The organism is Pseudomonas sp. CDFA 610 (assembly GCF_021147865.1).
Lineage (GTDB): Bacteria > Pseudomonadota > Gammaproteobacteria > Pseudomonadales > Pseudomonadaceae > Aquipseudomonas > Aquipseudomonas alliivorans.
This window is the reverse complement of sequence record NZ_JAGTPM010000009.1, coordinates 206,994-229,150: the sequence shown is the minus strand read 5'-3', so window position 1 is coordinate 229,150 and position 22,157 is coordinate 206,994. Positions and strand designations below refer to the sequence as shown.

Below are 22,157 nucleotides of genomic sequence, written 5' to 3'. Positions count from 1 at the left end.
TCGTGACCGCTCAAGGCTTTATCCATGCTCGACTCACTGATGCACACCCTCGGACTTTCGGCTTTCAGCCTGAAGGGCTTCGGCCCACTGTTGCTGCAAGGCACCTGGATGACCGTCAAACTTTCGGTACTGTCCCTGTTTCTGAGCATCGTGCTCGGTTTGATCGGGGCCAGCGCCAAACTGTCGAGCTCAGCGCTGCTGCGCGTGCCGGCGCAGGTCTATACCACCTTGATTCGCGGCGTACCCGATCTGGTGCTGATGCTGCTGATTTTCTACAGCCTGCAAACCTGGCTCACGGTGCTGACCGATGCCATGGAGTGGGAATACATCGAAATCGATCCGTTCGCGGCCGGCGTCATCACGCTGGGTTTCATTTATGGGGCGTACTTCACCGAGACGTTTCGCGGCGCGATTCTGTCCGTACCCCGGGGTCAGATCGAAGCAGCCACCGCCTACGGCCTCAAACGCGGCCAGCGGTTTCGCTACGTGGTGTTTCCGCAAATGATGCGTTATGCCCTGCCGGGTATCGGCAACAACTGGCAAGTGCTGCTCAAGGCGACCGCGCTGGTGTCGATCATCGGCCTGGCCGATCTGGTCAAGGCCTCGCAGGACGCGGGCAAGAGCACCTATCAACTGTTCTACTTTCTGGTGTTGGCGGCGCTGATCTATCTGGCGATCACCAGCGCATCGAATTTCGCCTTGCGTTGGGCTGAACGGCATTACGCCGCAGGCAGCCGGGAGGCGCAACGATGATCGAGTTGCTTCAGGAATACTGGAAGCCCTTCCTTTATACAGACGGCGTGAACGTGACTGGTCTGGCCATGACCATGTGGCTGCTCAGCGCTTCCATTGCCATCGGCTTCTGCCTGTCGATTCCGCTGTCCATCGCCCGCGTGTCGAAGAACCGCTGGGTACGCTGGCCGGTGCAGTTCTATACCTACCTGTTTCGCGGCACCCCGCTCTATATACAGCTGCTCATCTGCTACACCGGCATCTACAGCATTGCGGCGGTGCGTGAGCAGCCCCTGCTGGATGCGTTCTTTCGCGACGCGATGAACTGCACCATCCTGGCGTTCACCCTGAACACCTGCGCCTATACCACCGAGATTTTTGCCGGTGCGATCCGCAGCATGGCCCACGGCGAGGTCGAAGCGGCCAAGGCGTACGGCCTGAGCGGCTGGAAGCTTTACGCGTACGTGATCATGCCGTCGGTGCTGCGCCGCTCGCTGCCTTATTACAGCAACGAAGTGATTCTGATGCTGCACTCGACCACGGTGGCCTTTACGGCCACTGTGCCGGACATTCTGAAAGTCGCGCGGGACGCCAACTCGGCGACCTTCATGACCTTCCAGTCCTTTGGAATCGCTGCCGTCATGTACCTGACCGTCACCTTCATCCTGGTCGGGTTGTTCCGTCTTGCCGAACGTCGCTGGCTGGCCTTCCTCGGCCCCGCTCATTAATCAGGACAGAACCGATGCAACATCACACCCACCAATTGCTGTCGCCAGTGCCGGGCACAGCGCGCTGCGTTCACAGTTTTCACTATGGGCCGCAGAACGGCGCGGGAAAGGTCTACATTCAGGCCTCGCTGCATGCTGACGAACTGCCCGGGATGCTGGTGGCCTGGCATCTGAAACAGCGTCTGGCCGAACTCGACAACGCCGGTCGCCTGCTGGGTGAAGTCGTCGTGGTGCCAGTGGCCAACCCCATCGGCCTGGAACAGGTGTTGATGGATACGCCGCTGGGCCGCTATGAGCTGGAAAGTGGACAGAACTTCAATCGCGGTTTCGTCGACCTCGGGCAGCATGTGGGCGACGAGATCGAAGCGCAGCTGACTCAGGACGCGAGCCGGAACCGTGCGCTGGTGCGCGACAGCCTGCTCTCGGCCCTCAACGCTCAGACAGCGACGACCCAGTTGCACTCGTTGCGCCTGACACTTCAACGGCTGGCCTGCGATGCCGACATGGTGCTGGACCTGCATTGTGACTTCGAGTCGGTCGAGCACCTCTACACCACACCCGAAGCCTGGCCGAAGGTAGAGCCTCTGTCGCGCTACCTCGGCGCACAGGCGAGTCTGCTGGCCACCGACTCTGGTGGCCAGTCGTTCGACGAATGCTTCACGCTGGTCTGGTGGCAATTGCAGCAGCGTTTCGGTGAACGTTTTCCGATCCCGATGGGGAGCTTCTCGGTGACCCTTGAGCTGCGCGGGCAAGGGGACGTCAACCATTCACTGGCGAGTCGCGACTGTCAGGCAATCATCAATTACCTGATCGACTTCGGCCTGATCGACGGCGAACGGCAAATGCCGCCCGAACTGCTGTACCCCGCCACGCCTCTGGCCGCCGTCGAGCCGGTCGCGACGCCGGTCGGCGGTCTGCTGGTGTTCTGTGCCATGCCGGGCGAGCACGTCGATGCGGGGCAACTGATTGCCGAAATCATCGACCCGATCAGCGACGCCGTGACCAGTGTTCATACGCTCAATGCCGGCCTGCTGTATGCGCGCTCGTTGCGCCGCATGGCCACCGCTGGCATGGTCATCGCCCATGTCGCGGGCAAGCAGGCCTACCGCAGCGGCTACCTACTTTCTCCTTGAGGACCTCTCATGTACAAACTGACCATCGATGGCCTGCACAAGCGCTATGGCGACAACGAGGTGCTCAAAGGCGTATCGCTCAAGGCCAGCAGCGGTGATGTGATCTGCCTGATTGGCGCCAGCGGCTCGGGCAAGAGCACGTTTCTGCGCTGCATCAACTTTCTGGAGCAACCCAACGACGGCGCCATGAGCCTGGACGGCCAGCAAGTGCGCATGGTCAGCGACAAGGATGGCATGCGCGTTGCCGATCCGGACGAACTGCAACGGATCCGCACCCGACTGGCGATGGTGTTTCAGCACTTCAACCTGTGGGCACACATGACCGTGCTGGAAAACATCACCATGGCGCCACGCCGCGTACTGGGCGTTCCCAAGGCCGAAGCCGAGGCCCGCGCGCGCAAATATCTGGACAAGGTCGGCCTGCCCGAGCGCGTGGCCGATCAATACCCGGCGTTCCTGTCCGGCGGCCAGCAGCAGCGCGTCGCGATTGCCCGAGCACTGGCAATGGAGCCGGAGATCATGCTGTTCGATGAGCCGACATCAGCGCTGGACCCGGAACTGGTCGGTGAAGTGCTGAAGGTGATTCAGGGTCTGGCCGATGAAGGCCGCACCATGATCCTTGTGACCCACGAAATGGGCTTCGCCCGCAAGGTCGCAAGCCAGGTGGTGTTTCTGCATCAGGGCCAGATCGAAGAGTCCGGTCACCCGGACGACGTGCTGAACAACCCGAAGAGCGAGCGGCTACAGCAGTTCCTGAGCGGGAACCTGAAGTAACCGCTGGAGATGACGTAGCGCGTGGGCACGATCCAGCCCCCTGTGGCAAGCGGCTTGACGGCGATAAACGACAAGACGCGGTCTGTTTGACGCATCGCGCCGCCTGCATCGCTGGCAAGCCGCTTCCCACGTATCAAACATGAGGGTGTCCCTCGATAACCGTTTAAAACTATTACCCTTTTCCCGCTGTCTCTGAACTATCGCCCTTCAGAGCATTTTCAACCGCATGAGCAGACCCAACGATTTCGCTCAGCGATGGTTTCGGGCCCGAGGCTGGAAGGCGTTCGCGTTTCAAAAAGAAGTCTGGGCAGCCGTGAAACAGGGCGAGTCCGGCCTGCTTCACGCCAGCACCGGTTCGGGCAAAACCTACGCGGTGTGGTTTGCAGCGCTCAATCGCTTCGCCACCACCAAAGCCCCGCCCGAAGACAAACCCCGCAAGAAAAAACCGCCCGCCGCGCCATTGAGCGTCATGTGGATCACGCCCATGCGCGCCCTTGCTGCAGACACTGCACGGGCACTCGAGGCGCCGCTGGCCGAACTGGACATCAACTGGTCTGTAGGCTTGCGTACCGGCGACACCAGCAGCAGCGAGCGTGCCCGGCAAGGACGTCGTCTGCCTTCCGCACTGATCACTACGCCGGAAAGCCTGACGCTGCTACTGACCCGGGCCGACGCACAGCCGACGCTTTCCACGTTGCGCATGGTCGTCGTGGACGAGTGGCACGAACTCATCGGCAACAAGCGCGGCGTTCAATTGCAACTGGCATTGGCCCGCTTGCGCCAATGGAATCCGCAACTGATTGTGTGGGGCATTTCGGCCACGCTGGGTAATCAGCAGCACGCGCAGGAAGTGCTGTTGGGCGAAGGCGGCGTCACGGTTCAAGGCAAGGTCGCCAAAGAGTTGCAGGTCGATACACTCCTGCCCCCCTCCATCGAGCGTTTTCCGTGGGCCGGACACATGGGCCTGCGCATGCTGCCGCAGGTGGTTGCAGAGGTAGAGAAAAGCGCCAGTTGCCTGCTTTTCACCAATACCCGCGCGCAGTCGGAAATCTGGTATCAGGCGCTGCTGGAAGCCCGTCCGGACTGGGCAGGACTGATCGCCCTGCATCACGGTTCACTGGCCCGCGAAGTACGCGACTGGGTAGAGCGGGCATTGAAAGAGGGCTCGCTCAAGGCGGTGGTCTGCACCTCCAGCCTGGACTTGGGCGTGGATTTCCTGCCCGTGGAGCGCGTGCTGCAGATAGGCTCACCCAAAGGCGTCGCACGCCTGATGCAACGTGCCGGCCGTTCTGGCCACGCACCCGGCCGCCCGTCACGCGTCACGCTGGTGCCGACCCACAGCCTTGAGCTGGTAGAGGCCGCCGCCGCCCATGACGCCGTGGCTGCCCGGATGATCGAACCCAGAGAATCACCTCACCAGCCATTGGATGTACTGGTGCAGCATTTGGTCAGCGTCGCGCTGGGCGGGGGATTTTTGCCCGATGAGCTGTTGGCGGAAGTGCGCACCGCCTGGGCATACCGGGACCTGAGCGACGAACAGTGGCAATGGGCACTGGCCTTTGTGCGCAACGGCGGTCACTCGCTCACGGCCTACCCCGATTACCGCCGCGCCGAGCCGGACGAACACGGTATCTGGCGCGTGCCCGATGCGCGACTGGCGCGTCGGCACAGGATGAGCGTTGGCACCATCGTCAGCGACGCCACGATCAACCTTAAATACTGGAAAAAGGGAGGCGGCGGCGGATCGCTTGGCAGCGTCGAGGAAGGCTTTATCGCCCGCCTCAAGCCTGGCGACGGCTTTCTGTTCGCCGGGCGGTTGCTGGAACTGGTCAGAGTCGAGAACATGACCGCCTACGTCAAACGCGCCACCGGCAAGAAAGCCGCCGTGCCGCGCTGGAACGGCGGGCGCATGCCGCTTTCCAGCGAACTGGCGGACGCCGTGGTGGAGAAATTCGACGCTGCCGCGCACGGCCACTTCGAAAGTCCCGAGATGCGGGCGGTCAAACCCTTGCTGGAAGTACAGCGCCAGTGGTCCGGGTTGCCGCAACGTGACACTCTGCTGGCCGAGACTCTCAAATCCCGCGAGGGCTGGCATCTGTTTCTCTATCCGTTCGCCGGTCGGCATGTTCACCTGGGGCTGGCGAGTCTGCTGGCCTGGCGCCTGAGCCGACACCAACCGCTGACGTTTTCGATAGCCGTCAATGATTACGGTCTGGAGTTGCTGAGCGCCAGCGAACTCGACTGGGCACACCTGCTCGATAATGATCTGTTTTCAGCGTCTGATCTGATGGCTGACATCATCGCCAGCCTCAACGCAGGTGAGCTGGCGCTGAGGCGCTTTCGCGAAATCGCTCGCATCTCCGGGCTGGTGTTTTCAGGCTATCCCGGCGCGGCGAAGAGCAACCGTCAATTGCAGGCATCCAGCGGGTTGTTTTTCGAGGTGTTCAAGCAGTACGACGCCGACAACATGCTGTTGACTCAGGCGGAGCAGGAAGTGCTGCGCCAGGAGCTGGATCTGGTCCGGCTGGAGCAGACCCTGCGCCAGATCAACAGCCGCAGGCTTGACCTGCACACGATCAAGCGCGCCACCCCACTTGCGTTTCCTCTTTTGGTAGAACGCTTTCGCGAGAGCCTGAGTTCTGAAAAACTGGCCGACCGCATCGCTCGCATGGTGCGCGATCTGGAAAAAGCCGCCGGGCCGGAGACTGAACGATGAAACCCTGCATGGCCATCACACTGGCAGACGAAGCGTTGTGGTTGCTGGCAGACAAGGCCATTTACTACCCGGCCGAACACGCCCTGCTGATCGCCGACGCTCACTTTGGAAAGGCGGCAGCCTATCGCAAGCTGGGTCAACCGGTGCCGCATGGCACGACTCAGGAGAACCTGCGACGTCTGGATCAATTACTGGATGACTATGGCTGTGAGCATCTGATCTTTCTCGGCGACTTTCTGCACGCTCCCGAATCCCACGCGAAGGGCACACTCGATGCGCTGCACGAGTGGAGAGAACGCAGGTCAGGACTGAAGATCACATTGATCCGGGGCAACCACGATAAACGCGCGGGGGATCCGCCATCCAGTCTGAACATCGAGGTCGTACCGGAACCGCTGCTGCTCGGCCCGTTCGCCTTGCAGCATGAACCAGACCCACACGCGACTCACCACGTTCTTGCCGGACATGTTCACCCGGTCTACAGGCTGTTCGGACGTGGTCGCCAGCGTCTGCGACTGGCCTGTTTTTACCTGGGCGAGCGCATCAGTCTGTTACCAGCGTTCGGGGAATTCACGGGGGGCTTCAATATTCAGCCAGCTGCCGGAACAACGATCTACGTCACTGGAGACGGGGCGATCTGGCGGGTGGCGTAATCCGTCGAGGGCCTTCAAAACGAAAATGCCCGCTGCCTTGTCAGAGGCAGCGGGCATTCTGGAATCAGGCTACCGGCGCAGGAGGCGGCTCATCCGGGAGCGTAGGTTCACCGGGCTCCGTAGGCTGCTGAAATGGGGTGTCAGGACCCGGCTGACCCGGAACACCGCCCCCCACCATGTTCAATTCGGTATGGGCCATCAGAGACCAGGCCAGCATTCCGATCTCGTTGAGTGGAGGAGATGTTTCCTGTTCAGAGGTTTTGAACGTTGTCTTCATAGGTCACTCCTGGTCAAAGGCCTTCGCCTACAACTGTAAACGAATGCATGTGAGGCAATAGAGTGCGAAAACGAACATTAATTCCATTCAAGAACAGGAAACAACGGCAAAATCAGGTGCGTGGCAGTGTGACGCCACGCTGCCCTTGATACTTGCCACCTCGATCCTTGTAGGACACCTCGCACTCTTCGTCTGATTCCAGAAACAACATCTGTGCCACGCCTTCATTGGCGTAGATCTTCGCCGGCAAGGTCGTGGTGTTAGAAAATTCCAGCGTCACGTGGCCTTCCCACTCCGGTTCCAGGGGCGTCACGTTGACGATAATTCCGCAGCGCGCGTAGGTGCTTTTTCCCAGACAGATGGTCAGGACATTACGGGGAATCCGGAAATATTCGACGGTGCGGGCCAGCGCGAAGGAGTTCGGCGGGATGATGCAGACGTCGCTCTTGATGTCGACAAAACTTTTTTCATCGAAGTTTTTCGGATCGACAGTGGCCGAATTGATGTTGGTGAAGACCTTGAATTCGTCGGCGCAACGCACATCGTAGCCGTAGCTGGACACACCAAAGGAGATCAGCCGGTCGGCACCTTCGCCACGCATCTGACGCTCGACGAAGGGCTCGATCATGCCGTGTTCCTGCGCCATGCGGCGAATCCACTTGTCCGATTTGATGCTCATGGCGATGTCCTGATTTGCGAGGTGAAAAAGATGTTGGGCATCTTACCGGGCCTGCGCCACGTGTTCAAAGGCAACATATGTACAGCTGGCGAGACCTGAGCCGCAGTTTTGAAGCGAATGGAAATAATCCTCGATAGACCATTGGCACGTCCGACAAAAAGGGTTAAGGTGGCGTCACTGTGTTGCTTGTGTCACTGAGAATCTCTACACGATGTTGAATTTCGATCCAACCATCTCCATGAATTTTCCAGCTCTTTGCACTCAGTCTCGGCCAGGGCTCTTCCTACGCCGCAGTTAACTTTGTCCAAGGAGATATACTATGTCCAATCGCCAAACTGGTACCGTTAAGTGGTTCAACGATGAAAAAGGCTTCGGCTTCATCACTCCACAATCCGGTGACGACCTGTTCGTGCACTTCAAAGCTATCCAATCCGACGGCTTCAAAAGCCTGAAAGAAGGCCAACAGGTTTCTTTCATCGCTACCCGCGGTCAGAAAGGCATGCAAGCTGAAGAAGTTCAAGTTATCTAACTTGTACTGATTCGCTTAAAAACCCCGCCCTCAAAAGCGGGGTTTTTTATTGTCTGCGATTCAGGCTCAGGCTTCGATATCGACTCGAACGGGGCCGAACAGGCCGACCCACACTCGATAGCTTTCTTATCGGTCAGTCATCACTGACAGAGATCGACGGCATGGCCGGACTGGCCGCCTCCTGCAGAACAATCCGCGCGCCGACATGGCGAGCCAATTCCTGATACACCATTGCAATCTGAGTTTCCGGCTCGGCAATCGCCGTCGGCTTGCCACCATCGGCCTGCTCGCGAATCAGCATCGACAGCGGCAATGAGGCCAGCAACTCGACGTCATACTGCGACGCCAGCTTCTCCCCTCCCCCTTCACCGAACAGATGCTCGGCGTGTCCGCAATTCGAACAGATGTGCACTGCCATATTTTCCACGACACCCAGCACCGGAATATTCACTTTGCGGAACATTTCGACGCCCTTGCGCGCATCCAGCAAGGCGAGATCCTGCGGTGTGGTGACGATGACAGCACCGGCCACCGGCACTTTCTGCGCCAGCGTGAGCTGGATGTCACCCGTACCTGGCGGCATATCGATAATCAGATAATCCAGGTCATTCCAGGCAGTCTGGGTGACCAGTTGCAGCAAGGCACCCGAAACCATCGGACCGCGCCAGACCATCGGCGTATTGTCATCTGTCAGAAACGCCATCGACATCACTTCGATACCGTGCGCCTCGATTGGCACGAACCATTTCTGATCCTTGATCTTCGGCCGCGTACCTTCGGGGATGCCAAACATCACGCCCTGACTCGGCCCATAGATATCTGCGTCGAGAATGCCCACGCGTGCGCCTTCGCGAGACAGCGCCAGTGCCAGGTTGGCTGCCGTGGTGGATTTACCGACGCCGCCCTTGCCTGAGGCAACAGCCACAATATTTTTCACATTGGCCAGACCCGGAATCTGGCTCTGCGCCTTGTGAGCGCTGATCACGGTACTGATCTCCACCTTGGCCAAGGACACGCCGTCGACATTTTCGATAGCCGTCTTCAGCACGTGCGCCCAACCGTTCTTGAACAGGTCGGCGGCGTAGCCCAGTTCAAGCCGCAGAGTGACTTGCGATCCGTCGATGTCGATGGCCCGCACGCAACCGGCGCTGAGCGGGTCCTGATTCAGATAAGGGTCGGTGTACTGGCGAAGAATCGTCTCCACCGCCGCGCGATTGACAGCGCTCATGGGCTCGCTCCGAAAAAAGACTGACTAAAACAGGCGGCTATCCTACCTGTTCTGTCGTGTGCCGACATGGTTTCACTGCACAAGCAGGCGCATTCCCACAACGGCACGAGGTGAAAAAAATTGCTCAGACCTTTATAGTGGCCGACCTCCGTTCCAGTTCAAGTAGCCGAGCCCCATGTCCGAGCCACGCAAGATACTCGTTACCAGCGCCCTGCCCTATGCCAATGGTTCCATCCATCTTGGCCACATGCTCGAGTACATCCAGACCGACATGTGGGTGCGGTTCCAGAAGCACCGCGGCAATCAGTGCATCTATGTCTGCGCAGACGACGCCCACGGCTCGGCAATCATGCTGCGTGCCGAAAAGGAAGGCATCACGCCGGAACAGCTGATTGCCGACGTCAAGGCCGAGCACAGCGGCGACTTCGCCGATTTTCTGGTGAATTTCGACAACTTCCACTCGACGCACTCGGATGAAAATCGCGAGCTGTCGAGCATGATCTACACCCGTCTGCGTGATGCCGGGCATATTGCGACGCGCTCCATCACCCAGTACTTCGACCCTGAAAAGAAGATGTTCCTGGCCGACCGCTTCATCAAGGGCACCTGTCCGAAATGTGGCACGGAAGATCAATACGGCGACAATTGCGAAAAGTGCGGTGCCACCTATGCACCCACCGACCTGAAAGATCCGAAATCGGCGATTTCCGGCGCGACTCCCGTACTCAAGGATTCCAAACACTTCTTCTTCGACCTGCCCGCCTTCGACGCCATGCTCAAGAGCTGGACCCGCAGCGGAACGCTGCAGGACGCCGTCGCCAACAAGATCGCCGAATGGCTGGACAGCGGTCTGCAACAGTGGGACATCTCCCGGGACGCGCCGTACTTCGGTTTCGAGATTCCTGACGAGCCGGGCAAATACTTCTATGTCTGGCTGGATGCGCCGATCGGCTACATGGCCAGTTTCAAGAACCTGTGTGCGCGCCGTCCGGAACTGGACTTCGATGCCTACTGGGCGAAGGATGCAACCACCGAGCTGTATCATTTCATCGGCAAGGACATTGTCAATTTCCACGCGCTGTTCTGGCCGGCCATGCTGGAAGGCGCAGGTCTGCGCAAGCCGACCGCCATCAATGTCCATGGCTACCTGACCGTCAATGGTCAGAAGATGTCCAAATCCCGTGGCACTTTCATCAAGGCACGCACCTACCTTGATCACCTGTCACCTGAATACCTGCGCTACTACTACGCCTCGAAACTGGGCCGTGGCGTGGATGATCTGGACCTCAACCTGGAAGACTTCATCCAGAAGGTCAATTCGGACCTGATCGGCAAAGTCGTGAACATCGCCAGCCGTTGCGCCGGCTTCATTCACAAGGGCAATGCCGGCGTCATGGTGTCTGCCAATGCCGCGCCCGAACTGACCGACGCCTTCCTGGCTGCCGCGCCGAGCATCGCCGACGCTTATGAAGCCCGCGATTTCGCCCGTGCCATGCGCGAAACGATGGCCCTGGCCGATCGCGCCAATGCCTACATCGCCGAAAAGGCCCCCTGGGCCCTGGCCAAGCAGGAAGGTAAGCAGGACGAAGTTCAGGCTGTATGTGCATTGGGCATCAACCTGTTCCGCCAGTTGGTCATCTTCCTCAAACCCGTCCTGCCGAAGCTGGCTGCCGACGCCGAGGCGTTCCTCAACGTCGAACCGTTGACCTGGGATGATCACAAGACGCTACTGGTCAACCATCAGCTCAACCCGTTCTCGGCCCTGATGACGCGCATCGATCCGGTCAAGGTTGACGCCATGACAGCTGCATCGAAAGAAGACCTGGCTGCCAGCACTACTGACACAGCACCGCAGGGCAACGGTGAACTGGTAAAGGATCCTCTTTCGGCGGAAATCGACTTTGATACATTCGCGGCAGTGGACCTTCGCGTTGCGTTGATCCTCAAGGCCGAACACGTGGAGGGCGCAGACAAACTGCTGCGCCTGACTCTCGATATCGGTGACGAGCAGCGCAACGTGTTCTCCGGCATCAAGAGCGCTTACCCGAACCCGAGCGAGCTGGAAGGTCGCCTGACCATGATGATCGCCAACCTCAAGCCCCGCAAAATGCGTTTCGGCATTTCGGAAGGCATGGTGATGGCGGCAGGCCCTGGCGGCGAAGAAATCTACCTGCTCAGCCCGGACAGCGGCGCCAAGCCCGGCCAGCGCATCAAGTAACGCACGAGGAAGCCCGGTATCCGTTGATCGTTTACGGATGCCGGGCTTTTGCATATCCGCAAGAATGATCCCCCTGACGCCTACCGGCCACAGCCTGTTCCTATTGGCAAGCGCATGAACCTGATCCAGCACATTGACTCCCTCCTTCCACAGACGCAGTGCGGCAAGTGCGGGCACCCCGGTTGCAAGCCTTATGCGCAAGGCATCGCCAATGGTGAGGCCATCAACAAATGCCCACCCGGTGGCGACGAGACCATCGCTCAATTGGCCAATCTGCTGGCAGTGCCCGTCTTGCCGCTGGACACCGAGCGTGGATCGGCACCCGCTCAGGTCGCCTTCATTCGCGAAGCCGAGTGCATTGGCTGCACCAAATGTATTCAGGCCTGCCCGGTCGACGCCATCGTCGGTGCCGCCAAACTGATGCACACCGTGATCATCGACGAATGCACCGGGTGCGATTTGTGTGTGGCGCCCTGCCCTGTGGACTGCATTGAAATGCATCCATTGCCTGTAGCGCAGGTAAAACCGTTGGCTGTCATTCCGATCGTGGGCGACGTGGAGCTTGATGCGCGGCAGCAACAGGCTCGTCTGCTCAAGCGTGATCACGCTCGCCAGCGATTCGAGTCGCGCAATGCCCGGTTGCAGCGCGAGCAGGAGCGAAGGCATGCAGAGCGGCTGGCGAGGTCACAGAAGTCTTCGTCAGGATCAGCGGCATCCGTCGCTGCATTGCAAAGGGTGCAGACCAACAAAACAGGCACAGGCGATGAAGCACTCAAAAAGGCACGAGCCGCCGTTGCCATGAGTCGTGCGCAATTGAACAAATCCCTCAAGGCTTTCGGTCATCCGCCTGTCGCCGAACAAGCAGCACGCCTCGTGGTGCTGCAGCAGGAATACGAAGCCGCAGAGCGGGCGCTGCAAAAGCTTTTGTCGACATCGAACGTCACACCCGCCCGGCCGATAGCGAAGCCCGATGCAGGCGCGGTCAAACGTGCCAAAATCCAGCAGGCGATGGCCCATGCCAACCTCAAGAAAGCGCAGGCAGCCAACGCTCAGCCAGAGCAACTGGCAAGCCTGGAAGAAGCGGTCACGCTTGCCGCTCAAACCCTCGAGGCCGCAGAGCAGGCGCTCGCCAACGCTCAGGATTCATCGGCCTGAAACAGAAGGTATGTGCTTGTTTGGCAACTGGAGCACTACAGTGGCACATTACCGTCCCGACATCCGTGCTGACCTTATGACCTGCCCCAAGGAAACGCTTCGCCCATGAATGCCGCAAAACGCCTGGAAATTTTCCGCAGGCTCCACGAGGACAACCCGGACCCCAAAACCGAGCTGGCCTACACCACGCCATTCGAATTGCTGATATCGGTGATTCTTTCTGCACAGGCAACCGACGTGAGCGTCAACAAGGCGACTGCACGGCTGTACCCAGTGGCAAACACACCGCAGGCGATTCACGCGCTGGGCGTCGAAGGGCTGTCCGAATACATCAAGACGATTGGCCTGTATAACAGCAAGGCCAAAAACGTCATTGAAACCTGCCGTCTGCTCATGGAACGGCACAACGGTGAAGTCCCCGAAACCCGCGAAGCGCTTGAAGCGTTACCCGGTGTAGGGCGCAAGACCGCCAACGTTGTACTCAACACCGCATTCCGCCAAATGGCCATGGCCGTCGATACGCATATTTTTCGGGTCAGCAACCGAACCGGCATCGCGCCCGGCAAGAACGTTGTCGAGGTCGAAAAGCAACTGATGAAGTTTGTGCCCAGGCATTACCTGCTGGATGCGCATCATTGGTTGATACTGCATGGCCGCTACGTGTGTCAGGCGCGCAAGCCCCGCTGCGGGAGCTGCCGCATTGAAGACCTTTGCGACTACAAATTCAAAACCTCTGACGATTGACTCAAATAGACTCAGGCAGGTTGATCGATTGAAAAAATCTTTTTTACCCGCCACAGCTTTGTCGATATAAGGTGCGCCAGTGCAGTCGAATCCTGGAGCCACTTCATGAGTTCTGGCAAAGAGCAATTAGATGTCGATGATGATTTTGTCGCGGTCGACCCGGATGAGGTCGAGCAGGTTGCCGCTGAACCGGCGAAGACCAATTTGAGCAAGCGGCGCACTATCGATAATCTTCTGGAAGAACGTCGCTTGCAAAAACAGCTGGCGGATTACGATTTCGATCTGTAGCGCCCGTATCAGGCAGAAGAACCTGCCGGACTCAACCCAATGGCGCGAAAGCCCCTCGCCAGGAGAGGCTTTATTCCGCGAATTCCCGATCGCAGTCAACGCTCTGTTTCTGCTGGCACTATCCTCCAGATTTCCATTCTGCTCCCGCTCATACCAGTCCATTCCGTTGCGCCAGTTCGATCAGATCGACAAGTGAATGCGCATTGAGCTTGAGCAGCAGCCGGGTCTTGTAGGTACTCACGGTCTTGTTGCTCAGAAACATGCCATCGACAATTTCCTTGTTGGTCTTGCCTCTCGCCAACTGCTGCAACACCATCATTTCACGCCCGGAGAGGCGATCAACCATTTCCGACTCACTGGCGTTGCCCATGCTGGATCGAACCGTGTGCAGTGCCTGGTTGGGGAAATAGCTGTAGCCCGATAACACTGCCTTGATGGCACTCAACAACTCGGTAAGGTCCTGCTGCTTGCACACATAGCCAGCGGCACCTGCCTGCATGCAACGCATGGAAAAGTGGCCGGGAGCCTGTGACGTCAGGATCAGGACTTTGAACGGCAGGGTCATGGCCGACAGACGAGCGATGACTTCAAGGCCATCGAGCTTGGGGATGCCTATGTCGAGGATGACAATATCAGGCAAATGCTCACGGGCCAGTTGCAGTGCGTCCACTCCATTGTCTGTCTCCGCAATGACCTCATAGCCATGACGCTCCATCAGCATGCGTACAGCAAGGCGAATGACAGGATGATCATCCACGATCAGCACTTTATTCATGGGCAGTCCAATTTTCGCTATTCGAATTTTCAGAGTCAGCACAATAGCTTAGTCGTTTAGTGCTTTGCATGACGCTCCCCCCCGAGGACCAACACCCAAAGACCGTTCATACATTTACTGAGGAATATTCCTACAAAACTCGAGACGAACGAGCTCTTTCTTGTCTTTTTCACAGAGCCTTCCTTATCGGAATTCGATAACAGTATGACTACCCGGGGCAGTGGATTAGAGCAACTGCATACCGGACAGAATTTGTAGCGAACCCGATCATTAATCGATTCATCACTGACCTGACAGCCACTTCAATTAAAACCAATCCATCCATGCGGATCGCTGTAGAGTGAACGCCCTTGAGCGAGCGCAGTGCCATCACCGATGGTGGCAGACGTACTTCTCCTTAGATTTTTGCCTTCTAAAAAGGTAACGCTTGCAACGTGCAGAGCCTTTAACGGCCGCGGATATCATGCATGACGATAGCAGCTGTTTCCGATACCCGAACCAAAGTGACCTGCGAATGGAAGCAAGGAGGCCGGATGTAACAAGAATATTCAGTCTTTGAGTTCTGATCCGCGACGCTTTCCCTTACCGTCAAACCAACGTCTGGCTTCAATTAAAAATTACACAAAAAAAATAATCCTTTTGTATATATATTTGTTTAAAGAGCAAACCTCCAAAAAAATCAGAAATTTCCTACAAATTTGTATACCCTCTTCCACATTCGTTCTGATCCTGAAACTCACGTATTTTCCTGACGCATGACAGTAAATCACATAACCAGACACTATCGCTATTTCTTACAAAAACTTTAGTGCCTTTTTCGCCTGCCACACCAAAAAACAGCTCATCCGACAGAAAGCTAATACTATATCTGCGCACAAAGCCATAGCAAAATCGTCGAAGAGGAAAAATACTACAAAACTAACAGACGGCATCGAAATACATGTAAGACACCGACCAGACACCTAAGTTGTTTCATGTAAGTCACCGCTTTTTCACTTGCAAATCCTATTACCAGTCGTTACTTTTTTAAGAGCAAACTCATTAACAGGACTGCCGAGCGACTGCACTACTCATGCGCACTTCGAACACCCCATTAATGAGACCAGACTAAATATATGAATTCTGTTTATTAAAAGCTGAAAACAATTGGGCAACATGGACAGGGCCCTTCCACCCCATCGGCTGTTTGACGACATCACCATGAGCCTGACAACTCGCTGGGGCCGCCCTGTGGATAGCCCTGTTCAAAAAAGGATCTACCATGAACAAAAATTTTTCACGCTCCACGTCCAAAGACCCTACCTATATTGATTTGATTTCGGCAGTGGAAGCATTTGTCGCCAACGGCGGCGTGATTGCGGTGATACCTGACGATGAAACAGCAGACGCTGCAGGCGTCGTGAACGCTAACATTGATACCCTCAGGGAGACTGAAGCAGAGGTCATTTCCAAAGTGGAACTGTTGAAAAGTCTGGTCGCCAAAGGCGCTGGATTTTCTGCGCTCCAGTATTCCCTCAGGATGAACAGGAAAGACATACGCAAGTTGGCCATTGATCATGGCGTGAGAATACATTGCAGCCGTCCCGTCGAACACATGGAACGTGAAAGGCGACATGGAGCAATCGATATCGATGACAGGGTCGCCGGTCATGTCATGCACTATTCAAGCCTGGGCTATACCGCGTCCGAGATTGCGCAGGTTCTTGATTTGAGTCTGCGTCAGGTCTGGAACATCGGTAAAGCCTATCGACTCGAATTAAGGCAGGTACGCAACACGGACATACCCTAGATGGCCCCAGCCACGGCACAGGCCCTGCCCGCGCGGCCTTGAAGATGTGTCGTTGTAGAAATACACCCGTCAGTGCGCTGACAAGGGTAATGGCAGACTGAACAATGGCATACACCTCTCACGCACACGGCGAGACGTTTTGAACACACGAAATGTGAAGTGCATTAATTCGAATGGCAAAGACCCAGGCTCGCCCCTGAAAAGAAAATGACGGTCATCCAGCCATTACCCATCTGCATGCACGCCTGTTAAAGGAAAATTACTCATGCCCCTTTTGGTCCGACTCATGAACCCTATCGGCATCATTGCATTATTTGCCGGACTCTCGGAAGCCTCGGCTACCGCTGTACTGCCTTATCTGGATAATGAGGATCGGCAGCGGTATGTCTGGTTTTTGATTATCTTTCCTTCATCACTGGTTGCCCTGTTCTTTTTGACCCTTAACTTTAACCGCGAGGCGCTTTATCCTCCGTTCCGTTCCGCTAATACTAACAAGCGCCCAGATGAATGCATGTTCTGTACGCGCTGTGATAAACCTGCCAGCACACCGCACTACAAGCCCACTGATGATGACGTATGACAGACCGCATAACCCCTTGACGCCGAACAGACACATTGCTTCAAACACGCCTCATTCAGTGGGCGCGATTGTTTACGAATGGGCGACGTCGCGTGCGTCTGAAAACAGGACTACGGTTATTTGACGGCCTGCACAGGGAGATGCGAAACAGACATGTACCACCTGCAGGCACTCGAACGGATTCACACTCAACTGAAATGGAATAGACCATGTCGACATTAAAAGAGTACCGAGCAATCGAAAAGAAACTCAACGAGCAACTGCAAAAATTTGAACTGCTCAGAAATGACCATCGACTGAGAGACGAATTAGAGTTGGAACGTAAGCTTTCCACACTGCTTAATCGTTACAGCCTAAAGAAAAGGGAGCTGATCAATTTTTTGAATTCGCCTCATGTGCTTTCAGAAAGCCACAAGGTCAGACAAAAAACATCCTGTGAAACCAGCAAAGGGAATGCACGACAAACGCAAGAGACAAGGCACTGAGTGCCTGCACGGCCTGATCATTTGAAAAAATATGTGAATGCAGCCCTTGGCAGGGCTGCATTTTCAAGCGAGGAACCGAATCAGAACAGTTTACGGCCCTTGTTTGCAGCGATGCGCATCCGCAGAGCGTTGAGCTTGATGAAGCCTGCAGCGTCAGCCTGATCATACGCGCCAGCGTCATCTTCAAACGTCGCGATGTTCGCGTCGAACAGCGAGTCATCGGACTTGCGGCCGGTGACAATCACGTTGCCCTTGTAAAGCTTCAGGCGCACGACGCCATTCACATGAGCCTGAGACGCGTCGATCATCTGTTGCAGCATCAGACGCTCCGGGCTCCACCAGTAACCGGTGTAGATCAGGCTTGCGTACTTGGCCATCAGCTCATCCTTGAGGTGAGCGACTTCGCGGTCCAGCGTGATCGATTCAATCGCGCGGTGAGCGCGCAGCATGATGGTGCCGCCAGGGGTTTCGTAGCAGCCACGGGACTTCATGCCCACGTAACGGTTTTCCACGATATCCAGACGACCGATACCGTTTTCGCCACCAATGCGGTTCAGCGTCGCGAGTACGGTTGCCGGCGTCATCTCAACGCCGTCCAGCGCGACGATGTCGCCGTTGCGGTAGGTCAGTTCCAGATAGGTCGCGACGTTTGGCGCGTCCTCCGGGGACTTGGTCCAACGCCACATGTCTTCTTCGTGCTCGGTCCAGGTGTCTTCCAGCACACCACCCTCATAGGAGATGTGCAGCAGGTTGGCGTCCATGGAGTACGGGGACTTTTTCTTGCCGTGACGTTCGATCGGAATGCCATGCTTCTCGGCGTAGTCCATCAGCTTCTCGCGCGACAGCAGGTCCCATTCGCGCCATGGGGCGATCACTTTCACGCCTGGCTTCAGTGCGTAGGCACCCAGCTCGAAACGCACCTGATCGTTGCCTTTACCGGTTGCGCCGTGGGAAATGGCGTCGGCGCCGGTTTCGTTGGCAATTTCGATCAGACGCTTGGCGATCAGCGGACGGGCGATGGAAGTACCCAGCAGGTACTCACCTTCATAAACGGTGTTGGCACGGAACATCGGGAATACGAAATCGCGAACGAACTCTTCGCGCAGGTCGTCGATGTAGATTTCCTTGACGCCCATGGCCTGTGCCTTGGCGCGTGCCGGCTCGACTTCCTCGCCCTGACCCAGATCAGCCGTGAAAGTCACCACTTCGCAGTTGTACGTGTCCTGCAGCCACTTGAGGATTACCGAAGTATCCAGACCACCGGAATACGCGAGAACTACCTTGTTTACGTCCGCCATGCCATCACTCCACCGCGTTGTACGGAAAACCGACGATTCTACCGTTCAAAGCAGGAAATTTACAGGGGCGCGACAGCTTGTGACGACGAGGCGACAGGTTTTGTCAGCCTCGCGACAGTCAGCAGCGGTGTATCAGGACGTGTGTGCAGCGCTTGCCGAGGCCACGGGAACCGGCCGCTCTTCAGGTGCAACACGCTCAAGGTGCACGTTCACACGACGGTTGCGGGCGCGGTTGGCATTATTGGTGTTAGGTGCAAGCGGATAACGCTCGCCGTGAAAACGCAGGGTTATCTGTTGCTCCGGAATACCCTGGGCTTTCAGGTAGTCCATGACTGCCAGTGCGCGTCGACGTGACAGGTCACGGTTGGTCAGACGATTGCCGCTGTTGTCCGAATGACCATCCAACTCGACGTGATTGACCGTCGGGTCTGCCTTCAAATAGGCGACCATGTTGTCCAGCCTCGCTTTCGCGGCAGCATCCAGTTCAATGCCGCCGCCAGGAAAGCCGACTTCGGCCTGTTTGACCTGATCGAAATTCATGGGCAACAGCTTGGCAGTACAGGCCTGATATTCAGTGAATGCCTTGCTGAACTTGACCGGCAGCAGACGCACCTCCATCTGCCCGCCGTCACGGGAATAATGACGGATCAGCGGCGTGCGCCCTTCCATCAGGCCGTTGATCAGACGTCCGGCCTGAGCGTGAGAGGTGTTGAACGGTATTTCGCCATTGCTGACTCGCACAGAGCCCAGATTGATATCGCCACGGCCCGGCTGCCAGGGTGCTGCAGCAGCCAGCAGCGTGGCGGAACCGTTACCGAGCATGTTGTAGGAAGCCTTGAGCCGGAACGTCGCCTGCTCACCCGCGCGACGCACGAACTCACCCACGCCGAAATCGGTAATGGGCTGAGTCAGACGGCACTCGAACTGATCGCCCTCGACTTTCCATTCGATGCTTTCCAGACGTGTCTGGAAATTGATCGCCATCGCTGGAAGACTGGCGAACACACTGAGCAGGGCTAGATATCGCTGGCGCACGGGAGGCTCCACTTGAAATGATCGCGAAACGAAACACGGTTTCTATGTCGGGCTATCGGTAACTTCCTACAAAACTTGATAGCGAGTGCCTGAGAGAGTCTTTTCCGGTAGCATTCCCTGCGAGTTTGACCCGCCTGGAATCCCCAATGTCTGACCGCCTGACCCTTCTGCGTCCCGACGACTGGCACATCCATCTCCGTGACGGAGCTGTTTTGCCCCATACCGTCGCTGACGTAGCGCGCACCTTTGGCCGCGCAATCATCATGCCCAACCTCGTGCCGCCTGTTCGCAATGCGCAGCAGGCCGATGCCTATCGCCAGCGCATTCTCGCTGCACGCCCGGCCGGCAGCCGCTTCGAGCCGTTGATGGTGCTTTATCTCACCGACCAGACAACGCCCGAGGACATTCGTACGGCCAAGGCCAGCGGTTTTGTCCATGCCGCCAAGCTGTATCCGGCTGGCGCCACGACAAACTCCGATTCGGGTGTGACCAGCATCGACAGGATCTTGCCTGCCCTTGAAGCCATGGCCGAAGTCGGCATGCTGCTGCTGGTGCACGGTGAGGTCACGCGTGGCGAGATCGACGTGTTTGATCGCGAAAAAGTCTTCATCGACGAGCACCTGCGTCGCGTCGTCGAGCGTTTCCCGACACTGAAAGTGGTCTTCGAACACATCACCACCGGCGACGCCGTGCAGTTCGTTAATGAAGCATCGGCCAACGTCGCGGCGACCATCACTGCGCATCACCTGCTTTATAACCGCAATCACATGCTGGTCGGCGGTATTCGCCCGCACTTCTATTGCCTGCCGATCCTCAAGCGCAACACCCACCAGACATCCCTGCTGGATGCCGCCACCAGTGGCAACGGCAAGTTCTTCCTGGGCACCGATTCCGCGCCGCATACGCAACACGCCAAGGAAGCCGCATGCGGCTGCGCCGGTTGCTACACGGCTTACGCAGCTATCGAGATGTACGCAGAAGCCTTCGAGCAACGTAATGCGCTGGACAAACTGGAGGGCTTCGCCAGCCTTCACGGTCCGGCGTTCTACGGCCTGCCAGCCAACCAGGACACCATCACGCTGGTGCGTGAGGAGTGGACCGCCCCTGCCAGCCTGCCGTTTGGCGAGTTGTCCGTAATTCCGCTGCGTGCAGGTGAAAAACTGCACTGGCGCCTGGAGGAAAACGCGTGAGTGAAGATCATTTCGACGACGAACCGGAAGGCCACGGTGGCGGCGGTGTTGGATCGCGCCATCCGATGGCGGCGCGCTTTCGCGGCTACCTGCCGGTCGTCATCGACGTAGAAACCGGTGGCTTCAATTCGGCTACCGATGCGCTGCTGGAAATTGCGGCAGTCACCATTGGCATGGATGAGAGAGGCTTCGTGTTCCCGGAGCACACCCATTTCTTCCGTGTCGAGCCCTTCGAGGGCGCGAACATCGAAGCGGCTGCGCTGGAGTTCACCGGCATCAAGCTCGATCACCCGCTACGCATGGCGGTCAGCGAAGAAACCGCGCTGAACGATATCTTTCGTGGCGTGCGCAAGGCCCTCAAGGCCAACGGCTGCAAGCGCGCGGTGCTGGTCGGCCATAACGCCAGCTTCGACCTGGGTTTCCTCAACGCAGCCGTCGCTCGCCTGGACATGAAACGCAACCCGTTTCACCCGTTCTCAAGCTTCGACACAGCAACACTTGCAGGCCTTGCCTACGGTCAGACCGTGCTGGCAAAAGCCTGCCAGGCTGCCGGTATCGACTTCGATGGCCGCGAGGCCCACTCGGCCCGCTACGACACGGAAAAGACGGCTGAACTGTTCTGCGGCATCGTCAACCGCTGGAAGGAAATGGGCGGCTGGGAAGACTTCGACGACTGAGTCCACCCTGCTCATGAACAGACCGGCCCAGTGCCGGTTTTTTCATGACCGCCATGCGGAAAACACGGGATTTTCATTGAGGTTTTACCACTCATCGCCCCACCTGAATCGAACCCAAAACAGTTTTGACAAGCATTCTCATTACCATTAAGCTCCGGATCACCCAGCCATAAACCAGCGATGGTCCATAGCTTATGTATGTTTGTCTCTGCCAAGGTGTTACTGACGGTCAAATCCGGGAAGCAATTCTGGAGGGCTGCTGCAGTTATCGCGAAGTTCGCGAGACGCTGGGTGTTGCAAGTAAATGTGGAAAATGTGCCTGCCTGGCAAAGGAAGTGGTGCGTGACACCCTGACCGAGCTTCAAAGCAGCCATGCTGCACTGGCCTATACGACAGAATTTACTGCGGCCTGAATTACCCCATTTCGAAGAACCGGACTTGATGTCCGGTTTTTTTATGCCTGTAATTCAAGCG

Annotated in this window: 23 protein-coding genes; 17 read left to right on the top strand and 6 right to left on the bottom strand. The window is 57.2% G+C overall.

Annotation, left to right across the window (positions count from 1 at the left end; all coding sequences use genetic code 11):
• The first annotated feature begins 24 nt into the window (after positions 1-24).
• From KDX39_RS18340 to pdeM, 6 genes are all read left to right on the top strand, one after another.
• A complete protein-coding gene (locus KDX39_RS18340) occupies positions 25-753 on the top strand; it encodes an ABC transporter permease (RefSeq protein WP_184320804.1) in 729 nt (242 codons plus the stop codon).
• Positions 750-1,460, top strand: coding sequence for an ABC transporter permease (locus KDX39_RS18335; protein WP_025996574.1), 711 nt, complete (start codon positions 750-752; stop codon positions 1,458-1,460). The genes KDX39_RS18340 and KDX39_RS18335 overlap by 4 nt, the downstream gene beginning before the upstream one ends.
• 14 nt (positions 1,461-1,474) lie before the next feature.
• Positions 1,475-2,593, top strand: coding sequence for a succinylglutamate desuccinylase/aspartoacylase family protein (locus tag KDX39_RS18330; protein WP_231661323.1), 1,119 nt, complete (start codon positions 1,475-1,477; stop codon positions 2,591-2,593).
• 9 nt (positions 2,594-2,602) lie between these two features.
• On the top strand, positions 2,603-3,367 hold the full coding sequence (locus KDX39_RS18325) for an ABC transporter ATP-binding protein (RefSeq protein ID WP_073170151.1): 765 nt from the start codon (positions 2,603-2,605) through the stop codon (positions 3,365-3,367).
• Positions 3,368-3,593: 226 nt separating this feature from the next.
• Positions 3,594-6,083, top strand: coding sequence for a ligase-associated DNA damage response DEXH box helicase (locus KDX39_RS18320; RefSeq protein ID WP_231661322.1), 2,490 nt, complete (start codon positions 3,594-3,596; stop codon positions 6,081-6,083).
• Positions 6,080-6,736, top strand: coding sequence for a ligase-associated DNA damage response endonuclease PdeM (gene pdeM, locus KDX39_RS18315; protein ID WP_184320813.1), 657 nt, complete (start codon positions 6,080-6,082; stop codon positions 6,734-6,736). The genes KDX39_RS18320 and pdeM overlap by 4 nt, the downstream gene beginning before the upstream one ends.
• Positions 6,737-6,800: 64 nt before the next feature.
• Here pdeM and KDX39_RS18310 read toward each other — a convergent pair whose 3' ends face one another.
• Together KDX39_RS18310 and dcd are read right to left on the bottom strand one after the other, a co-directional pair.
• Positions 6,801-7,013 carry a hypothetical protein gene (locus KDX39_RS18310; RefSeq protein WP_231661321.1) on the bottom strand — a complete coding sequence of 71 codons (213 nt, stop codon included), beginning with the start codon at positions 7,011-7,013 and terminating at the stop codon, positions 6,801-6,803.
• 112 nt (positions 7,014-7,125) lie between these two features.
• Entirely contained in the window at positions 7,126-7,692 is a 567-nt protein-coding gene (dcd, locus tag KDX39_RS18305) for a dCTP deaminase (RefSeq protein WP_017126297.1), read from the bottom strand.
• 319 nt (positions 7,693-8,011) lie between these two features.
• Between dcd and KDX39_RS18300 the strand changes: the two genes are divergently transcribed.
• A complete protein-coding gene (locus KDX39_RS18300; protein WP_002554837.1) occupies positions 8,012-8,221 on the top strand; it encodes a cold-shock protein in 210 nt (69 codons plus the stop codon).
• Between the two features lie 133 nt (positions 8,222-8,354).
• Here the strand turns inward: KDX39_RS18300 and apbC are convergent, their stop codons facing one another.
• On the bottom strand, positions 8,355-9,449 hold the full coding sequence (gene apbC, locus KDX39_RS18295) for an iron-sulfur cluster carrier protein ApbC (protein ID WP_231661320.1): 1,095 nt from the start codon (positions 9,447-9,449) through the stop codon (positions 8,355-8,357).
• 175 nt (positions 9,450-9,624) lie between these two features.
• Between apbC and metG the strand changes: the two genes are divergently transcribed.
• From metG to KDX39_RS18275, 4 genes are all read left to right on the top strand, one after another.
• Positions 9,625-11,667 (top strand): methionine--tRNA ligase, encoded by a 2,043-nt coding sequence (metG, locus tag KDX39_RS18290; protein WP_231661319.1) that lies wholly within the window; start codon positions 9,625-9,627, stop codon positions 11,665-11,667.
• Positions 11,668-11,781: 114 nt separating this feature from the next.
• A complete protein-coding gene (gene rsxB / locus KDX39_RS18285) occupies positions 11,782-12,822 on the top strand; it encodes an electron transport complex subunit RsxB (protein WP_231661318.1) in 1,041 nt (346 codons plus the stop codon).
• Between the two features lie 105 nt (positions 12,823-12,927).
• Complete coding sequence (gene nth, locus KDX39_RS18280) at positions 12,928-13,566, top strand: endonuclease III (RefSeq protein ID WP_099226106.1); 639 nt, start codon at positions 12,928-12,930, stop codon at positions 13,564-13,566.
• Between the two features lie 105 nt (positions 13,567-13,671).
• Positions 13,672-13,854 (top strand): PA3496 family putative envelope integrity protein, encoded by a 183-nt coding sequence (locus KDX39_RS18275; RefSeq protein WP_231661317.1) that lies wholly within the window; start codon positions 13,672-13,674, stop codon positions 13,852-13,854.
• 148 nt (positions 13,855-14,002) lie between these two features.
• On the opposite strand, the gene KDX39_RS18270 is transcribed toward KDX39_RS18275, so the two are convergent.
• On the bottom strand, positions 14,003-14,629 hold the full coding sequence (locus tag KDX39_RS18270; protein WP_231661316.1) for a response regulator transcription factor: 627 nt from the start codon (positions 14,627-14,629) through the stop codon (positions 14,003-14,005).
• 1,261 nt (positions 14,630-15,890) lie between these two features.
• Here KDX39_RS18270 and KDX39_RS18265 point away from each other — a divergent pair.
• From KDX39_RS18265 to KDX39_RS18255, 3 genes are all read left to right on the top strand, one after another.
• Positions 15,891-16,418, top strand: coding sequence for a hypothetical protein (locus tag KDX39_RS18265; RefSeq protein ID WP_231661315.1), 528 nt, complete (start codon positions 15,891-15,893; stop codon positions 16,416-16,418).
• A gap of 265 nt (positions 16,419-16,683) precedes the next feature.
• Positions 16,684-16,998 carry a hypothetical protein gene (locus tag KDX39_RS18260; RefSeq protein ID WP_231661314.1) on the top strand — a complete coding sequence of 105 codons (315 nt, stop codon included), beginning with the start codon at positions 16,684-16,686 and terminating at the stop codon, positions 16,996-16,998.
• A gap of 209 nt (positions 16,999-17,207) precedes the next feature.
• Positions 17,208-17,483: a hypothetical protein gene (locus KDX39_RS18255; protein ID WP_231661313.1), complete on the top strand. Its 276-nt coding sequence runs from the start codon at positions 17,208-17,210 to the stop codon at positions 17,481-17,483.
• 80 nt (positions 17,484-17,563) lie between these two features.
• On the opposite strand, the gene KDX39_RS18250 is transcribed toward KDX39_RS18255, so the two are convergent.
• Positions 17,564-18,781, bottom strand: coding sequence for an argininosuccinate synthase (locus KDX39_RS18250; protein ID WP_004881872.1), 1,218 nt, complete (start codon positions 18,779-18,781; stop codon positions 17,564-17,566).
• Between the two features lie 132 nt (positions 18,782-18,913).
• Positions 18,914-19,816, bottom strand: a complete 903-nt coding sequence (locus tag KDX39_RS18245) for an OmpA family protein (RefSeq protein WP_029244610.1) — start codon at positions 19,814-19,816, stop codon at positions 18,914-18,916.
• 146 nt (positions 19,817-19,962) lie between these two features.
• Here KDX39_RS18245 and pyrC point away from each other — a divergent pair, with 146 nt between their 5' ends.
• The 3 genes from pyrC to KDX39_RS18230 all read left to right on the top strand — a co-directional run bounded on the left by pyrC (position 19,963) and on the right by KDX39_RS18230 (position 22,096).
• Positions 19,963-21,006 carry a dihydroorotase gene (pyrC, locus tag KDX39_RS18240; RefSeq protein WP_231661312.1) on the top strand — a complete coding sequence of 348 codons (1,044 nt, stop codon included), beginning with the start codon at positions 19,963-19,965 and terminating at the stop codon, positions 21,004-21,006.
• Positions 21,003-21,683 (top strand): ribonuclease T, encoded by a 681-nt coding sequence (gene rnt, locus KDX39_RS18235; protein WP_004881869.1) that lies wholly within the window; start codon positions 21,003-21,005, stop codon positions 21,681-21,683. Before pyrC ends, rnt begins: the two co-directional genes overlap by 4 nt.
• 194 nt (positions 21,684-21,877) lie before the next feature.
• Positions 21,878-22,096, top strand: a complete 219-nt coding sequence (locus KDX39_RS18230; protein ID WP_004881868.1) for a bacterioferritin-associated ferredoxin — start codon at positions 21,878-21,880, stop codon at positions 22,094-22,096.
• The last annotated feature ends 61 nt before the right edge of the window (positions 22,097-22,157 follow it).

What these genes read in the sequence shown, in the direction of transcription:
- KDX39_RS18340 (WP_184320804.1), top strand. Translation starts at nt 25, where the DNA reads ATGCTCGACTCACTGATGCACACCCTCGGACTTTCGGCTTTCAGCCTG.
- KDX39_RS18335 (WP_025996574.1), top strand. Translation starts at nt 750, where the DNA reads ATGATCGAGTTGCTTCAGGAATACTGGAAGCCCTTCCTTTATACAGAC.
- KDX39_RS18330 (WP_231661323.1), top strand. Translation starts at nt 1,475, where the DNA reads ATGCAACATCACACCCACCAATTGCTGTCGCCAGTGCCGGGCACAGCG.
- KDX39_RS18325 (WP_073170151.1), top strand. Translation starts at nt 2,603, where the DNA reads ATGTACAAACTGACCATCGATGGCCTGCACAAGCGCTATGGCGACAAC.
- KDX39_RS18320 (WP_231661322.1), top strand. Translation starts at nt 3,594, where the DNA reads ATGAGCAGACCCAACGATTTCGCTCAGCGATGGTTTCGGGCCCGAGGC.
- pdeM (WP_184320813.1), top strand. Translation starts at nt 6,080, where the DNA reads ATGAAACCCTGCATGGCCATCACACTGGCAGACGAAGCGTTGTGGTTG.
- KDX39_RS18310 (WP_231661321.1), bottom strand. Translation starts at nt 7,013, where the DNA reads ATGAAGACAACGTTCAAAACCTCTGAACAGGAAACATCTCCTCCACTC.
- dcd (WP_017126297.1), bottom strand. Translation starts at nt 7,692, where the DNA reads ATGAGCATCAAATCGGACAAGTGGATTCGCCGCATGGCGCAGGAACAC.
- KDX39_RS18300 (WP_002554837.1), top strand. Translation starts at nt 8,012, where the DNA reads ATGTCCAATCGCCAAACTGGTACCGTTAAGTGGTTCAACGATGAAAAA.
- apbC (WP_231661320.1), bottom strand. Translation starts at nt 9,449, where the DNA reads ATGAGCGCTGTCAATCGCGCGGCGGTGGAGACGATTCTTCGCCAGTAC.
- metG (WP_231661319.1), top strand. Translation starts at nt 9,625, where the DNA reads ATGTCCGAGCCACGCAAGATACTCGTTACCAGCGCCCTGCCCTATGCC.
- rsxB (WP_231661318.1), top strand. Translation starts at nt 11,782, where the DNA reads ATGAACCTGATCCAGCACATTGACTCCCTCCTTCCACAGACGCAGTGC.
- nth (WP_099226106.1), top strand. Translation starts at nt 12,928, where the DNA reads ATGAATGCCGCAAAACGCCTGGAAATTTTCCGCAGGCTCCACGAGGAC.
- KDX39_RS18275 (WP_231661317.1), top strand. Translation starts at nt 13,672, where the DNA reads ATGAGTTCTGGCAAAGAGCAATTAGATGTCGATGATGATTTTGTCGCG.
- KDX39_RS18270 (WP_231661316.1), bottom strand. Translation starts at nt 14,629, where the DNA reads ATGAATAAAGTGCTGATCGTGGATGATCATCCTGTCATTCGCCTTGCT.
- KDX39_RS18265 (WP_231661315.1), top strand. Translation starts at nt 15,891, where the DNA reads ATGAACAAAAATTTTTCACGCTCCACGTCCAAAGACCCTACCTATATT.
- KDX39_RS18260 (WP_231661314.1), top strand. Translation starts at nt 16,684, where the DNA reads ATGCCCCTTTTGGTCCGACTCATGAACCCTATCGGCATCATTGCATTA.
- KDX39_RS18255 (WP_231661313.1), top strand. Translation starts at nt 17,208, where the DNA reads ATGTCGACATTAAAAGAGTACCGAGCAATCGAAAAGAAACTCAACGAG.
- KDX39_RS18250 (WP_004881872.1), bottom strand. Translation starts at nt 18,781, where the DNA reads ATGGCGGACGTAAACAAGGTAGTTCTCGCGTATTCCGGTGGTCTGGAT.
- pyrC (WP_231661312.1), top strand. Translation starts at nt 19,963, where the DNA reads ATGTCTGACCGCCTGACCCTTCTGCGTCCCGACGACTGGCACATCCAT.
- KDX39_RS18230 (WP_004881868.1), top strand. Translation starts at nt 21,878, where the DNA reads ATGTATGTTTGTCTCTGCCAAGGTGTTACTGACGGTCAAATCCGGGAA.